Origin of the sequence: Nocardia sp. No.11, from assembly GCF_038752175.1 — a bacterium.
Taxonomy (GTDB): domain Bacteria; phylum Actinomycetota; class Actinomycetes; order Mycobacteriales; family Mycobacteriaceae; genus Nocardia; species Nocardia canadensis.
On sequence record NZ_JBCGFB010000137.1, the window covers coordinates 1 to 15,188 of the forward strand.

Sequence of the window (15,188 nt, forward strand, 5' to 3'; positions counted from 1 at the left end):
CTGACCCGGCCACGGCGCGTCGGCGGGGCGCAACGGCACCGCGCTCGCCGTGGCCGCCGCGTAGGCGAGCACCCCGGCGACCGCGGTCGCGTTCACGATCTCCCCGGCCAGCGCCGCCCGGACCGCCTCGGCGACCGGCATCCTGACCAGTTCGAGATCGGCTTCCTCGTGCTCGGGCTCCGGCCGATCGGTCGCGGTGAGCCCGGTCGCGCAGAACACCCGCAGCGCCTCGTCGGTGAACCCCGGCGACAACGCGACGTCCACCAGCACCGACCACTCGGCGGCGGCCAGGCCCGTCTCCTCGGCCAGCTCACGCTTGGCCGCGGTGAGCGGGTCCTCGCCGTCGATGTCGAGCAGCCCGGCGGGCAGTTCCAGCAGCCGGGTCCGGATCGGATGCCGGTACTGGCGGATCAGGACGATGTTGCCGTCGTCGTCGAGGGCGAGCACCGCGACCGCACCGTGGTGCTCGATGACCTCGCGCTCGGCGACCCGCCCGTCCGGCATCGCGACCTGATCCTGGCGCAGGGCCAGGATCGCGCCGCTGTAGAGCACCCGGCTGGAGACCGTCTCGAAGTCATGACTACCGGGCTGGCTCACGTCGCTGCTCTCCCGCTCAGAGATCCGCGGCCTGCTCCGCGAGCTCTTCCTCCGGGAAGTCTACGGGAAGGCGTTCGGCCAGTTTGTATTTCAACGCCGCGTTGATCAGCGCGGCGAAGAGCGGATGCGGCCTGGTCGGACGGCTCTTGAGCTCCGGGTGCGCTTGGGTGGCGACGAAGAACGGATGCACCGAGGCCGGGTACTCGACGAACTCCACCAGGTGCCCGTCGGGCGAGGTGCCCGAGAACACCAGACCGCTCTTGGCGATGGCGTCGCGGTAGGCGTTGTTCACCTCGAACCGGTGCCGATGCCGCTCGGAGACGTGCTCGGAGCCGTACGCCTGCGCGACGACCGAGCCCTTCTGCAAGGTGGCCGGGTAGGCGCCGAGGCGCATGGTGCCGCCCAGATCGGCCTCGCCGGCGACGACGTCTTCCTGGTCGGCCATGGTGGAGATGACCGGGTTCTTCGTGTCGGGCTCGAACTCGGCCGAGTTGGCGTCGTCGATACCGACCGAGCGCGCGGCCTCGATGACCACGCACTGCAGACCGAGGCACAGGCCCAGCAGCGGGATGCCGCGGTGGCGGGCGTAGCGGATGGCGCCGAGTTTGCCCTCGATGCCGCGGATGCCGAACCCACCGGGGATCAACACGGCGTCGACGTCACGCAGCGCCGCCTGGGCGCCCGCCTCGGTCTCGCACTCGTCGGAGGGCACCCAGCGGATGTTCACCTTCGCGCGGTGCGCGAAGCCACCGGCGCGCAGCGCCTCGGTGACCGACAGGTAGGCGTCGGGGAGGTCGACGTACTTGCCGACCAGCGCCACCTCGACGGTCTCGCGCGGGGAGTGCACGCGATCGAGCAGGTCGCCCCACACGGCCCAGTCCACGTCGCGGAACGGCAGGCCGAGCTTGCGCACCACATAGGCGTCGAGGCCCTCGCTGTGCAGCACCTTCGGGATGTCGTAGATCGACGGCGCGTCCGGGGTGGAGATGCACGCCTCCACGTCGACGTCGCACATCAGCGCGATCTTGTTCTTGAGCCCCTGCGGCACCTCACGGTCGCAGCGCAGGATCAGCGCGTCGGGCTGGATACCGATGTTGCGCAGCGCGGCCACCGAGTGCTGCGTCGGCTTGGTCTTGAGCTCACCCGAGGGCGCCAGGTACGGCACCAGCGACACGTGCAGGAAGAACACGTTGTCGCGGCCCACGTCGTGGCGGATCTGGCGCGCCGCCTCGAGGAACGGCTGCGACTCGATGTCGCCGACGGTGCCACCGATCTCGGTGATCACCACGTCCGGCACATGCCCCTCGAGATCGGGACCCTGCATCGCCAGGATGCGGTTCTTGATCTCGTCGGTGATGTGCGGGATGACCTGCACCGTGTCGCCCAGGTACTCGCCGCGGCGCTCCTTGGCGATGACCGTCGAATAGATCTGCCCGGTGGTCACGTTCGCGTCCTTGGACAGATCGCGATCGAGGAACCGCTCGTAGTGGCCGACATCCAGGTCGGTCTCGGCGCCGTCTTCGGTGACGAACACCTCGCCGTGCTGGAACGGGTTCATGGTGCCCGGATCGACGTTCAGATACGGGTCGAGCTTCTGCATCGTCACCCGCATGCCGCGCGCGGTCAGCAACTGACCGAGGCTGGAAGCGGTGAGACCCTTACCCAAAGAGGAGGCGACGCCACCGCTCACGAAGATGTGCTTGGTGGCATTTCGAGCCTGATTCCGTGTTTGACCCACGGAACTCCAGAGTAACAGGCACCCGCCTCTCCGCGTATTTTGCGGGTCGTTTGCGGCGGAGCGTGTTGCGCGCCGGACCGGCGGCCGGGTGCTCGGCGGGCGCGGGACGGGCCCGGCGGGTCACCCGGGTACTCGGGCGACCGGTCGTCCGGCACGACTGCGGAGGGAAACCTCAGCGAGGCATGGCGACCATGGTCAGCGAGGTCGCGGTTGGCCCGGTTCCATAGCGGCCCGCGCCGCCGGAAAGCTGTTCGGTGAAGGCGAGAGCCGTTGTCACCCTGCCGATTTCGCGGTCGGCATTGTCGACCGTGGTGACCGTCGTCGCCAGCGGTGCCTGGGCCCGGACATGGGCGATGGCGCCGTTGCCCTCGGCGGCCCCGGCACGCCCCGCGAGCACCGTGCCCGCCGCCCGCGCCCGGACCGCTCCGGTGAAGCGGGCGATAGTCGCGCCCTGTCCACTGTCGGATGCGACACCATTGCCGGTGACCACGACGGCCAGTTGCGCGGGTCGCACCGGCGTATCGCCGTAGGCGAGGAATCCGCCGCCGCGCAACGTCTCGAGGACCAGCGCGAGCTCGGGGGCGGTGCTGCGCGGCTGATTGGTCGCCGGGTCGAGCAGCAGGGTCAGGCCGAGCAGGTCGCCCGCCATGCTGCCCTGGTCCACGGCGCCGGTCCGCAACTGCGCGCCCGCGGGGACGATATTGGTCAACGCCGAGCGCATCCGGTCGCCCTCCCCCGCGTCGACGAAGGAGTCGGTGAGCGCGATCCGGCCGGTCACCTGCGCACCGGCGATCTCGAGCGCCTTGCTCACCCCGTCGATGTCACCGGGATCGGCGTCGGGGGTGGTGAAGACGACGACGCTGCGGTCGGTCAGGGTGCCGCCGAGCAGCTTGCCCGACGAGTCGGCGATGAAGCGGTCGGCGGCGTCGAGGCGAGCGGTGAGCTGTTCGTTCTGCGCGCTCAGCGCGTCGACCTGGCCGCGCAGGTCGTTCTTGTCCGAACGCAGCCCGGACAGCATGTCCGAGGCCAGGGTCTGTGAGCCGAGCACCACCCCGACGGCCAGCGCGAGGAAGATCGCGGCGATCGAGATGGCATGGTGACGCACCGAGATCACAGCAGACCACGCACCCACAGGACGAAGCGGTTCCAGTACTCGATCGCCCAGTCCAGCACCTCGGATCCGTTGTGCGAGGCCAGGATCACCACCACGATCGCGACCAGCGCCGCCAGCACCACCAGCGCCAGCGCGGCGCCGGAGGAGCGCTGCCGGTACAGCGTCGAGACCGCCTTGGCGTCGACGAGTTTCGCGCCGACCTTGAGCCGGGTCAGGAAGGTCGCCGGATTGCTGTCGCGACGGCCGCGGTCGAAGAAGTCCTCCAGCGAGGCGGGCGCGCCCGCCAGCACGATCAGCGACGCGCCGTGGTGATCGGCCAGCATCAGCGCCAGATCGGTAGGTGAGCCCGACGACGGGAAGGTGGTGGCGCCGATGCCGAGGTCCTGGATGCGCTCGAGACCCTTGGCGTGTCCGTCGGTGTCGGCGGGCAGGATCATCTCGGCGCCGGATCGCAGTGTCTCGGTGCTGATCTCGTCGGGATCGCCGACGATCAGGTCCGGCTTGTACTTGAGCTTGCGCAAGGTGTCGGCGCCCCGGCCCACGCCGATCAGGATCGGCGCGTACTCCTTGATGAACGGCTTGAGCCGCTGCAGTTCCTCCTGGTGCCCCGACCCGTCGGCGACGACGACCACGTGCCGGTTGCGCAGTTCGAGGTCGATGTCGGGGACCCCGATCCCGTCGATGAGCAGCGCGCTCTCGGTGCGGACGAACTCGGTGGTGTTGCCGGCGAACGCGTCGAGGTGGTCGGCCAGCCCGTTGCGCGCCTCGATCATCCGGTCGGCGATGGCCGACTCGTCGAACTCGATGCCCTCGACCAGGACCTCGGGTTCCTTCTTGGTCAGCTTGTCCGCGTAGACGATGCCCTCGTCGATGCGGACCTTCATACCGTCCTTGATCTTGCCGAACGCGTCGGCGGAGACGGCGTCCATCAACACGATGCCGTTGGCCACCAGCACTTCCGGGCCCAGATTGGGATAGCGGCCGGAGATGGACGGCGAGGTGTTGATCACCGCGACGACGCCCGCCTCGACCAGCCGATCGGCGGTGTGGCGGTCCAGATCGGTCTCGTCGAGGACCACGACATCCCCGGGTCCGACGCGCCGCAACAAGCGCCGGGTGTTGCGATCCACCCGGGCGATCCCGGTGACACCGGGCAGCGTTTCCGTGTTCCGCGACAACAACGCCGGCATCTTCATGTGGCCGATGATGCGGGCAAACCCTCAACCTTTGGTGGAGGCGCGCCGAATCACCGGTCACATTCGTCACTGTGATCCCGCGCGCACAGCAACCCGCGGGCCATCACCTCCGACCGCGCCGAACGGTCGCCGACGCTAGGTCTCGCCGTCCTGCCGCAACTTCGCCGCGACCTCGAGCGAGGTCGCGTGCAGGCGCTCGAACAGGTCTAGCACCAGGGCGAGCTGATCGTCGGAGTAGTCGTCGAGCGCGGCGGCGAAGCTGCGCGCGAGTAGTTCGTAGTGCGGGGCGATCTCATCGATCCGGGCCGGGATCGCGGTCACGATCACCCGCCGCCGATCCGCGACGTCGTGCTCGCGGCGCACATATCCCGCGGCCAGCAGCCGGTCGACCATCTTGGTCACCGCGCCGGTGGTGAGCGCGGTCTGCGCGGCCAGCTCCCCCGCGGTCGCCGGGCCGCCCAGCCGCAGCATGTTCAGGCAGCGCAGATCGGTGACGTGCAGGCCGAGCTTGTCGGCGACGGCCTGATGCAACATGACGCCATCGGTCGCGCTGCGCTGTGCGGCGACCGTCAACGCTGCCGCGAGCTCGGCCCTCCTGTCGGACATCCCTTGACACCTTCCGCTCCGCCCGGGGATTATCTTCCTAAGTCAGATTATTACTGAAGACACTACTTCCCGGATCGACCTCTGACCGATCGATCCTAGTTTTCCGGAGGGCGCCATGACCGATCCCCAGTCCGACGAACACGCGATCCGCGCCCTGTTCACGGCGACCAGCGATGCCTGGGCGGCCGGCGACGCGCGCGCGTTCGCCGCCGCGTTCACCGACGACGCCGAATACGTCACCTGGTTCGGCCGCCACTACACCGGCCGCGCGGCCATCGAAGCCTGTCACGCCGGGCTGTTCGCGAAATACCTGAAGAACACCCGCCTCGACGGCGAGATCACCCGGCTGCGCTTCCTGACCCCCGATGTCGCGGTCGTCGACGGCCGCGGCGCGGTGGTCAAGGGCAAGCGCACCCGGCGCAACACCAAGGACAACATCTACGTCGCCGTCCGCGACGACGGCCGATGGCGCTTCGCCGCCTTCCACAACACGAAATACCACTGGTTCTTCGATGCGATGACGGCCAGGTCGGAACGCGGATGACAACTACCCGTATGCTGCGGGTCACAGATACCTCGGACAGGAGACAATCCATGCCCCGCAGCACCGTCGAGACGGTTTTCGACGCACCTCGCGACATCGTCTACCGCCTTTTCACCGAGCGTGAGGCCGTCAGCCCCTACCTGCCGATTCAGGTCAAGCTCATCAAGCAGGGCGACCCGGCCACCGGCGTGGGCGCGCAGCACATCCTCGGCTTCGGCAAAGCCGGTGTCATCGAGGAGATCACCGCGCTGGTTCCCGGCGAGCGGATGGAGTACAAGATCGTCAAGGGCGCGCCGGTCAAGCGCCACGTCGGCATCATCACCTTCGCCGACACCAGCTCCGGCGGCACCCGCGTGGTCTACACGATGGAGTCCGAGCCGTCGCTGCCCGTGCCCGCGCCGGTCCTCGAATTCGGCCTTCGTCAGCTGACCAACCAGCTCATCGGCGGCGTCCGCAAAGCTCTGAAGTAGGCGCGTCGACGTCGCCCGCGGTCCGCGCGGGCGGCGTCACCCGCGTGGTCAGGCCGGAGCGCGCTCGGCCCGCGCGGTTTCCAGCAGTTCCTCCGCGTGCGCGCGGCCGGTCTCGGTGTCGTCGAGGCCCGCGAGCATGCGCGCCAGTTCGACCACCCGCTCCTCATCGGTCAGCGTGCGAACTCCGCTGTCCACCTTGCCTTTTCCATCATCGGACTTGTTCACCACCAGGTGCGTGTCGGCGAAGGCCGCCACCTGCGGCAGATGGGTCACCACGATCACCTGATGGGTGCGGGCCAGCCGCGCCAGCCGCTTGCCGATCTCCACCGCCGCCCGGCCGCCGACGCCGGCGTCGACCTCGTCGAACACCATCGTCGCGCCGTGATCCGATCCGGCGAGGACCACTTCGAGCGCCAGCATCACCCGGGAGAGCTCACCGCCGGAGGCGCTCTTGCTCAACGGCAGCGACTGCGCGCCGGAATGGGCCGAGAGCCGGAACTCCACCTCGTCGACACCGTGCGACCCGGCGTGCAGCTGCACGCCGTCGATCTCGATCGGCGCCGAGTCCTGCGCGTTGGCCTGCATCGGCCGTACCTGCACCTCGAGCCGGGCCTTGCCCATCGCGAGCCCACCGAGCTCGGTGCTCACCGCCGAAGCCAGCTTGCCCGCCGCCTTCGCGCGGGCGGCACTGAGCTTGCGGGCGGCCTCGCGGACCTTGCCCGCCGCGGTCTCCACCTCACCGGCGAGTTTGGCCAGCGCGTCCTCGGACACGTCCAGCGAATCCAGGCGGGCGCGCGACTCGTCGGCCCAGGCGATCACGCCGTCGATATCGGGCGCGTACTTGCGGGTCAGCGACTTCAGCTCGGCCTGCCGGTTGAGCATCGAGTCCAGCGCGCCGGGGTCCGACGGCAGTTCCGAGAGGTACCCGCTGAGTTCGGTGGTCACGTCGACGACCACCGCGATCGCCTCGCCCAGCCGCGGCGCCAGCCCGGTCAGCCCGGGGTCGTCGGCGGAGTCCAGCCGGGCCCGCGCGCCGCCGAGCAGATCGAGCACGCCGCCGCCGTCGGCGGCGGAGTCGGTGGGACCGGACAGCGCCTCGTGCGCGGCGACCGCGGCCTCGCGCAGCGAATCCAGATCGCTGAGCCTGCGGATCTCGGCGACGAGCCGGGTGTCCTCACCGGGCTCGGGCGCGATGCCGTCGATCTCGGCCAGCGAGTGCTTGAGCCGGTCGGCCTCGAGCGCCAGCTCCCGGCTGCGCGCCGTCCGCTCCAGCAGCTCCGAGCGCGCGTCGAGCCACGTCCGGCGATGCACCTGGTATTTGCGCAGCAGCCCGGCGACCCCGTCACCGGCGAACTGGTCGAGCGCGGCGAGCTGCTGTTCGGGCCGCTGCAGCCGCAGCTGGTCGTTCTGGCCGTGCACGGTCAGCAGCCGGGAGGTGAACTCGCCGAGCACCGCGGCGGGCACACCCCGGCCGCCCAGGTGCGCGCGGGAGCGCCCGTCGCTGTTGACGGTGCGGACCGCGATCACGCTGCCGTCCTCGTCGGCCTCGGCGGCGGCCGACTCCAGCACTTCGCCGACGGCCGCGCGGGCCGCGTCGTTGACGTCGTCGATGACGAACCGCCCCTCGACCACGGCCTTCGCCGCGCCGAGCCGAACCCGCCCGGCGTCGGCGCGGGCGCCGCTGAGCAGATGCAGGCTGGTGACCACCATCGTCTTGCCCGCACCGGTCTCACCGGTGAGGACGGTCAGGCCCGCATGGAACTGCGCGGTGGCCGTCGAGATGACGCCGAGTCCGTCAATCCTGATCTCTGTCAGCATCGCGGCTGTTCTCCGTTCGCTGTCTACCCCGCCAGCCGGTGACCGGCAGCTGGAACTTCCGCACCATCCGGTCGGCGAACGGCGCGGAATCCAGCCGCACCCACCGCACCGGTCGTTCGCCGCGCACCACTTCGGCGCGGCCGCCGCGCGGCAACGCCAGGGTCCGCCGACCATCCAGGAACACGATCGCGTCGTGCCCGGTCGCCACCGTCTCCACCGCGATCCGCGATTCCGGGCTGGTCACCAGCGGCCGCGCGAACAGGGCGTGCGCGTTGCTCGGGATGACCAGCATCGCTTCGAGTTCCGGCCACACCACCGGACCGCCCGCCGAGAAGGCGTAGGCGGTCGACCCGGTCGGGGTGGAGATGAGGATGCCGTCGCAGCCGAACGACGACACGGGCCTGCCGTCGACCTCGAGCACCACTTCGAGCACACCCATGCGCTGGGCGTTCTCCAGGCTGGCCTCGTTGAGCGCCCACCCACGTTCGACGACGGTGTCGTCGACCCGGACGGTGACGTCGATGGTCATCCGGTCTTCCACGCGGTAGTCCCGGTCGACCACCTGGGCCAGCGCCTCGTCGAGATGCTCGGCCTCGGCCTCGGTGAGAAAACCGATGCGGCCCAGGTTGATTCCGAGCACCGGCACCCCGGACGGCCGGCCGAGTTCGGCCGCGCGCAGGAAGGTGCCGTCGCCGCCGAGGGCGAGCACCATCTCGCAGCCCAGCGCCGCGGACGGGCTGTGCGGCACCACCCGGACCGGATAGCCGGCGGGTTCGTCCTCGAACCGCGTGCTGTCGGCCTCGTCGGCCAGCACCCGCAGGCAGATGCCCGCCTCGGCGAAGATCTTCGCCACCCGGTGCGCGGTCTCGATGATCTCCGCGCGGCCGGGGTGGGCGACGAGCAGGATCTCCCTGCCGCCCTCGTGCGTGTTCACTGCGGACCCTCCTCGACGGCGCGGGCGACCAGCGCTTCCACTTCCGCGGCGTCGTAGTCGAACGGGCCGACCTTGCGCAGCCACAGGAAGTACTCGACATTGCCCGACGGACCGGGCAGCGGACTGGCGACGACACCCTGGGTCCGCAACCCGAGCGCGCCCGCCGCGGCGGCCACCTCGCGCACCACTTCGGCGCGCAGCGCCGGGTCGCGCACCACGCCACCGGATCCGACCCGCTCCTTGCCGACCTCGAACTGCGGCTTCACCATCGGCAGCAGATCGGCGCCGTCGGCGGCACACGCGGCCAGCGCGGGCAGCACCAGTCCCAGTGAGATGAACGACAGGTCACCGACGACGGATTCGACTGTGCCGCCGATGGTTTCGGGGGTGATGTTGCGCACGTTGGTGCGGTCGTACACCTGGACCCGATCGTCGTTCTGCAACCGCCAGATCAGCTGGCCGTACCCGACGTCGACCGCGGCCACCTCCTTCGCGCCGCGCGCGAGCAGCACATCGGTGAACCCACCGGTCGACGCGCCCGCGTCCAGGCAGCGCTTGCCCGCGACGCTGAGACCCTGTGGTTCGAACGCCTCGAGCGCGCCGAGCAGTTTGTGCGCCCCGCGCGAGGCCCAGGACACCTCGTCGGGTTCCTCCCGCACGATCAGCGGGGTGCCGGTCTCCACCGCCGTCGCCGGTTTCACGGCCACGGTGCCGGCAATCAGGACGCGGCCCGCGCTGATCAGCTCGACCGCGTGTTCTCGCGATCGCGCCAATCCGCGGCGAACCAGTTCGGCGTCCACACGCGCTCGCCTGGCCACCTCAGATCTTGTCCACTGTCGCCAGGGCGTCCACCAGCACATCGTGCGCCTGCTCGAGGATGCGCGCACGCCGGGTGATGTCGGCTCCCGTCTCGGTGTTCTCGGCCGGTCCGGTCACCGCAGGCGCCGCGCCGAGTTCGGCCAGCAACGCGTCGACTTCGGCCTTGATCCGATGCGGGTCGGCCGGTTCCTGCCGCGCCTGACCACCCGGCAGGTGAGTGCCGGGCAGGGGAATCCCTGGGCGGGGTGGCTGCGACGCGCCGGGCGGCGGTGAACTCGGAGTACTCATCGTGCCGTCAACGCTATCGGATTTCCGAATCGGCTGCGCGCACGCGTACCGCCCGGCCGGGGTGCTGTCGCAACAGTTCCGCGACCTCCGCGGGGGCGACGGCATCCGGCACGATCTCGTCGTTGAGCGCATCGAGCGAGCCGGCGACGAAGGTGGGCACCTGGGCCGGTGGCGCGAGCAGGACATCTTCGAGGGTGCTGACGCCGGTGAGCACCAGCAGCGAGTCGAGCCCGAGCCCGTTGGCGCCCTCGATATCGGTGTCGATCCGATCGCCGACCACCAGTGCGGCGCGGGCGCCCGCTCGCGCGAGCGCGTCTTCCATCAGCGGCGCGAACGGCTTGCCCGCGACCAGCGGCTCGCGATCGGAGGCGGTCCGCAGCGCGGCGACCATCGATCCGTTGCCCGGCGCCAGACCGCGCTCGTTGGGCAGCGTGCGATCGGTGTTGGCGGCGACCCACAACGCGCCCGCGCGTAGCGCGTAGGCGGCTTCGGCGAGGTCCGGCCAGGCCGTGGCGGGCGAGTGCCCCTGCACGACCGCGTCGGGCGGCGTGTCGCCGAATCGGCGGATCGGAACGAGGCCGACCGCGGTGATCTCGGCGGCCAGGTCGTCGGTACCGACGACGAGCACCTGGGAACCGGGGGCCAGCCGGTGCGCCAGCATGCCCGCCGCGGCCTGCGCGCTGGTCACCACGTCCGCGGCCGTGGCCGGATAACCCAGCTCGGCCAGATGCTCGGCCACCGGACCGGGGCCACGGGCCGCGTTGTTGGTGACATAGACCAGCCGCTGCGCCGAATCACCGTCCGGGGCGAGCGCTTTCGGACCGCCGTCGATCACCTCGGGACCGCGGTACAGCGTCCCGTCCAGATCGAGCAGCAAAGCGTCGTATTGATCGCGTAGCCGGTTCACACACCCTCACTCCGTCGTCACTGCCGGGTCGAGCACCTGCGCCGACCCTAGGCGAGGGCACCGACAGTTCCGCGTCCACGGAACCACCGAATCGCACTCGCACTCTTCATGATCGAGCATGCGGAAACCGTCCGTGCACGGTGTACCCGCTTTTCGCAGCCCGCTTTCGCGCGCGTCGCGGCGCTCGGTGACACAGGTCACCACCCCGCCAGGAAGTAAACGGACTGCGGTCCGTTTATTACCGATCGAACTGCCGCACCGGCGCAGTCGTCATCCTTCGCACGGAGAGGTCCACGCAATGGACATCGTTTTCTTGGTCGGCCGCATCCTGCTCGCGGTGATCTTCGCCTTCTCGGCCATCGGCCACTTCACTCAGGCCGACGGGATGGCCCAGTACGCGGCCGCCAAGGGGGTGCCCGCGGCCAAGGCGGGCGTCATCGTCAGTGGCGTCGTCGCGCTGGTGGCCGCGCTGTCGCTGATCCTCGGTGTCTGGCTCGACCTCGGCGCACTGCTGCTCGTGGCGTTCCTGGTTCCGGTGAGCCTGTTCATGCACCCGTTCTGGAAGGAAACCGACCCGCAGGCCAAGCAGACCGAGATGATCGGGTTCAACAAGAACCTCGCCATCGTCGGTGGTGCGCTGATTCTGTTCTACCTGGTCAACACCACCCAGCAGGTGCCGCTCGGACTCACCGGCCCGCTGTTCGGCGCCTTCTGATCCCTCGACGCACAACGGCCGCAGGCCGGGAACCCGCTATCGGTTCCCGGCCTGCGGCCGTTGCTTGCTGAACTACGCGTCGCCGGTGAGTTCCGCGGCGCGGTCCTCGGCGTCGGTCTCGCCGTCGAGATCGGCGGCAGCGGCATTGAGGAACCACTGCAGGCCGTCGTCGGTGCGGCCGGCCGCGACCAGCGCGTCGGCGTAGGCGTAGAACAGGCGCGCGGCGGCCGAACCGGTGCGCGCCGGATCCAGATCGGGAGTCTGCAGCGTCACCACGGCCTGGTCGAACTGACCCAGATCCATCCGCGCGCCGGCGACCACGATCCGCAGCTCGGTGGCCTCGTCACCGCTGAGCGCCTGTGCCTCTTCGCTGCGGCCGAGCTCGATGGCCCGTTCCGGCCTGCCCAGACCGCGCTCGCAGTCCGCCATCACGGCCAGCAGCCCGGAGCCGCCGGACATGCGGCGCGCGGTGCGCAGCTCGGAGAGCGCCTCCGCCCATTCCTCGGCGTGGTAGGCCACCACACCGGCGGTCTCGCGCACGACGGCGATCCGGCCCGCCCGCTGCCGTGCGGCCCGTGCGTGGGCCAGCGCGAGCCGGGGATCGTCCTCGAGCAGTTCGACGGCCATCACCATGTGCCGGGCGACGGTTTCGGCGTTGTTCTTGTCCAGGCTCAGCAGATCGCGGCGCACCGCCGGATCGAGATCGGAGGCTTGCACGTCTTCGGGCAGGTCCGGCTCGTCCGGACGCGCGGCGCGCCGATCGGTGGACCGCCCGCCCGCTGACCTGGCGCCTTCGCCGCCGCGACGGCGGTCGTCACGGTCGTCGCCGCCACGGGCGCCGTAGCCGGCGTCGGCCCGACGATCCGCGCGGTCTGCCGCCTCGTCGCGAGGATCGGGCTCGGCGGTCGGCGACGCGGTGCGATCGCCGTCGTCGCCGCGTTCGGTGTCGTCGGCCTCGGCGCGATCGGCGGACCGGGTCCGACCCGCATCGTCGCCGGACTCGGCGCGATCGGCGTCGTCCGCCGACTCCGCTCGACCGTTGTCGTCGACGTCCTCGGCACGCTCGGTGCTCGACGAGGTGTCGTCGGACTGCTCAGTGGATGCGGTCTCCTCGCTCACCGGCGAATCGAGGTCGGCCGATGCGAGATCGGTCGACTCGCTCTCGGCGGCATCGGCATTCGCGGCGGCCGAGGACACGACGCCGAGGACATCGCCCTCGCGCTCGCGCCGCTTCTCGCGGTAGGTGCCGTCCAGCGGCGCGCCATCCTCACCGACGTAACGGTTGCTACCGCCGGAGCCGCCACCACGCTTGAAGCCACCGCGCCCGCGATCGTCGTCACGACGGGGGCCGCGATCGTTGTCGTCACGCCGCTGGTAGCCGCCGCGATCGGAGCTCTCGCTCCGGCGGAAGCCACCGCGATCGGAGGACCCGCGCGAACGGTCGTCGTTGTCGTCGCGACGGAACCCGCCTCGGTCACCGGAGCCACCACGGCCCGCGGCGTCACGACGCTGGTAACCACCTCGGTCGCCACTGTCACGCCGCTGGTACCCGCCGCGTTCGCCACCGCGATCGGAGGACCCGCGCGAACGGTCGTCGTTGTCGTCGCGACGGAACCCGCCACGGTCACCGGAGCCACCACGGCCCGCGTCGTCACGACGCTGGTAACCACCACGGTCGCCACTGTCACGCCGCTGGTACCCGCCGCGATCGCCACCACGGTCGGAGCCACCACGCGAACGGTCATCGCCCTCGCTGCGCCGGAACGCGCCGCGATCCGAACTGCCACGCGAACGGTCGTCACCCTCGTTCCGGCGGAAGCCGCCACGATCCGAGGACCCGCGCGAACGGTCGTCGTTGTCGTCGCGACGGAACCCGCCACGATCGCCCGAGCCACCACGGCCCGCGTCGTCACGACGCTGGTAACCACCACGGTCGCCACTGTCACGCCGCTGGTACCCGCCGCGATCGCCACCACGGTCGGAGCCACCACGCGAACGGTCATCGCCCTCGCTGCGCCGGAACGCGCCGCGATCCGAACTGCCACGCGAACGGTCGTCACCCTCGTTCCGGCGGAAGCCGCCACGATCCGAGGACCCGCGCGAACGGTCGTCGTTGTCGTCGCGACGGAACCCGCCACGATCGCCCGAGCCACCACGGCCCGCGTCGTCACGACGCTGGTAACCACCACGGTCGCCACTGTCACGCCGCTGGTACCCGCCGCGATCGCCACCGCGATCGGACCCACCACGCGAACGGTCATCGCCTTCGTTCCTGCGGAAGCCGGAGCCACCGCGCGGACGGTCGTCGTTGTCACGACGGAACCCGCCACGATCGCTGCCACCGCGCGAGCGATCGTCGCCCTCGTTGCGACGGAAACCACCGCCGGCGCCACCCCGATCCGAGCCGCCACGGGGACGGTCGTCATCGTGGCGACGATATCCGCCACGGTCGCCACCGCGATCGAAACCACCTGTGGGACGGTCGGATTCGCCACGGCGGAAGCCGCCACGGTCGCCGGAGCCACCGCGACCGGCGTCGTCACGACGCTGGTAACCACCACGGTCACCACTGTCGGAGCGCCGGATACCGCCGCGGTCGTTGTCGTCACGCCGCTGGTAACCGCCACGGCCGGCGTCGTCACGACGCTGGTAACCACCACGGTCACCACTGTCGGAGCGCCGGAAACCGCCGCGGTCGTTGTCGTCACGCCGCTGGTAACCGCCACGGCCGGCGTCGTCACGACGCTGATAGCCGCCGCGGTCGCCACCACGGTCGGAGCCGCCACGGGGGCGATCGTCATCATTACGGCGGTACCCGCCACGGTCGCCGGAGCCACCACGGCCGGCGTCGTCACGACGCTGGTAACCACCACGGTCACCACTGTCGGAGCGCCGGAAACCGCCGCGGTCGTTGTCGACACGCCGCTGGTAACCGCCACGGCCGGCGTCGTCACGACGCTGGTAACCACCACGGTCACCACTGTCGGAGCGCCGGAAACCGCCGCGGTCACCGCCGCGATCGTCGCGGTTGAACCCGCCACGCTGGCCCTCGGAACGGTCGGAACCGCCACGGCCACCACGATTGTCGTCGTTGCGGCGGAATCCGCCGCCTTCGCCACGGTTGTCACCGTGTCCGCCACGGGGGCGATCGGTCGGTTCGCCGCGCCGGCCGAAACCGCGGGCGTCTCCGTCCCGGCGGAAAGGCTTCCGTCCGTCGTTGTGTTCCGACACGGCGATCCCTCTCTAGATTCCCCGGCCTCGGGGAGTGTTGTCGTGGCCCCGCCTACAAGAATTCAACCACGGGCGGAGGACGGGGCATCGTCCGCCTGGCGTGCCGGGGCATGGCAGCCCCACAAACGCCGATAGGGGACCCAATTCTGGGTCCCCTATCGCGAAGGATGTTCCGGCGGTGTCCTACTCTCCCACACCCTGTCGAGTGCAG

The 15,188-nt window shown here is 70.4% G+C and carries 15 protein-coding genes; 3 read left to right on the forward strand and 12 right to left on the reverse strand.

Annotated elements, in window-relative coordinates:
- The 5 genes from V8688_RS27410 to V8688_RS27430 all read right to left on the reverse strand — a co-directional run.
- Positions 1–597: NUDIX hydrolase (locus V8688_RS27410; RefSeq protein WP_342802006.1), on the reverse strand; the 597-nt coding region annotated here is incomplete at its 3' end.
- A 16-nt stretch (positions 598–613) separates the two neighbouring features.
- Positions 614–2,335 carry a CTP synthase gene (locus V8688_RS27415; protein WP_218716052.1) on the reverse strand — a complete coding sequence of 574 codons (1,722 nt, stop codon included), beginning with the start codon at positions 2,333–2,335 and terminating at the stop codon, positions 614–616.
- A gap of 172 nt (positions 2,336–2,507) precedes the next feature.
- Positions 2,508–3,449: a copper transporter gene (locus tag V8688_RS27420; RefSeq protein WP_342802007.1), complete on the reverse strand. Its 942-nt coding sequence runs from the start codon at positions 3,447–3,449 to the stop codon at positions 2,508–2,510.
- Positions 3,446–4,645 (reverse strand): putative cytokinetic ring protein SteA, encoded by a 1,200-nt coding sequence (gene steA, locus V8688_RS27425; RefSeq protein WP_316574139.1) that lies wholly within the window; start codon positions 4,643–4,645, stop codon positions 3,446–3,448. The genes V8688_RS27420 and steA overlap by 4 nt, the downstream gene beginning before the upstream one ends.
- 135 nt (positions 4,646–4,780) lie before the next feature.
- A complete protein-coding gene (locus V8688_RS27430; RefSeq protein WP_218716055.1) occupies positions 4,781–5,251 on the reverse strand; it encodes a MarR family transcriptional regulator in 471 nt (156 codons plus the stop codon).
- A gap of 115 nt (positions 5,252–5,366) precedes the next feature.
- Between V8688_RS27430 and V8688_RS27435 the strand changes: the two genes are divergently transcribed.
- The gene (locus tag V8688_RS27435) at positions 5,367–5,795 is read left to right on the forward strand and encodes an SgcJ/EcaC family oxidoreductase (protein ID WP_218716056.1); all 429 of its coding nucleotides are present in this window, start codon (positions 5,367–5,369) and stop codon (positions 5,793–5,795) included.
- A 50-nt stretch (positions 5,796–5,845) separates the two neighbouring features.
- On the forward strand, positions 5,846–6,265 hold the full coding sequence (locus tag V8688_RS27440; protein ID WP_218716057.1) for an SRPBCC family protein: 420 nt from the start codon (positions 5,846–5,848) through the stop codon (positions 6,263–6,265).
- A gap of 48 nt (positions 6,266–6,313) precedes the next feature.
- Here the strand turns inward: V8688_RS27440 and recN are convergent, their stop codons facing one another.
- From recN to V8688_RS27465, 5 genes are read right to left on the reverse strand one after another with little or no spacing between them, the layout of a single operon-like run.
- Positions 6,314–8,083 (reverse strand): DNA repair protein RecN, encoded by a 1,770-nt coding sequence (recN, locus tag V8688_RS27445; RefSeq protein WP_342802008.1) that lies wholly within the window; start codon positions 8,081–8,083, stop codon positions 6,314–6,316.
- Positions 8,061–9,017, reverse strand: coding sequence for an NAD kinase (locus tag V8688_RS27450; RefSeq protein ID WP_218716059.1), 957 nt, complete (start codon positions 9,015–9,017; stop codon positions 8,061–8,063). The genes recN and V8688_RS27450 overlap by 23 nt, the downstream gene beginning before the upstream one ends.
- Positions 9,014–9,835 (reverse strand): TlyA family RNA methyltransferase, encoded by an 822-nt coding sequence (locus tag V8688_RS27455; protein WP_342802009.1) that lies wholly within the window; start codon positions 9,833–9,835, stop codon positions 9,014–9,016. Before V8688_RS27455 ends, V8688_RS27450 begins: the two co-directional genes overlap by 4 nt.
- Position 9,836: 1 nt before the next feature.
- Positions 9,837–10,124, reverse strand: a complete 288-nt coding sequence (locus tag V8688_RS27460) for a hypothetical protein (protein WP_342802010.1) — start codon at positions 10,122–10,124, stop codon at positions 9,837–9,839.
- 13 nt (positions 10,125–10,137) lie between these two features.
- On the reverse strand, positions 10,138–11,031 hold the full coding sequence (locus tag V8688_RS27465) for an HAD-IIA family hydrolase (protein WP_342802011.1): 894 nt from the start codon (positions 11,029–11,031) through the stop codon (positions 10,138–10,140).
- Positions 11,032–11,329: 298 nt separating this feature from the next.
- Here V8688_RS27465 and V8688_RS27470 point away from each other — a divergent pair, with 298 nt between their 5' ends.
- On the forward strand, positions 11,330–11,746 hold the full coding sequence (locus tag V8688_RS27470; protein WP_218716063.1) for a DoxX family protein: 417 nt from the start codon (positions 11,330–11,332) through the stop codon (positions 11,744–11,746).
- Positions 11,747–11,818: 72 nt separating this feature from the next.
- Here V8688_RS27470 and V8688_RS27475 read toward each other — a convergent pair whose 3' ends face one another.
- Together V8688_RS27475 and V8688_RS27480 are read right to left on the reverse strand one after the other, a co-directional pair.
- A complete protein-coding gene (locus V8688_RS27475) occupies positions 11,819–12,865 on the reverse strand; it encodes a hypothetical protein (RefSeq protein ID WP_342802012.1) in 1,047 nt (348 codons plus the stop codon).
- Positions 12,862–14,886: a hypothetical protein gene (locus V8688_RS27480; protein WP_342802013.1), complete on the reverse strand. Its 2,025-nt coding sequence runs from the start codon at positions 14,884–14,886 to the stop codon at positions 12,862–12,864. Before V8688_RS27480 ends, V8688_RS27475 begins: the two co-directional genes overlap by 4 nt.
- Between the last annotated feature and the right edge of the window lie 302 nt (positions 14,887–15,188).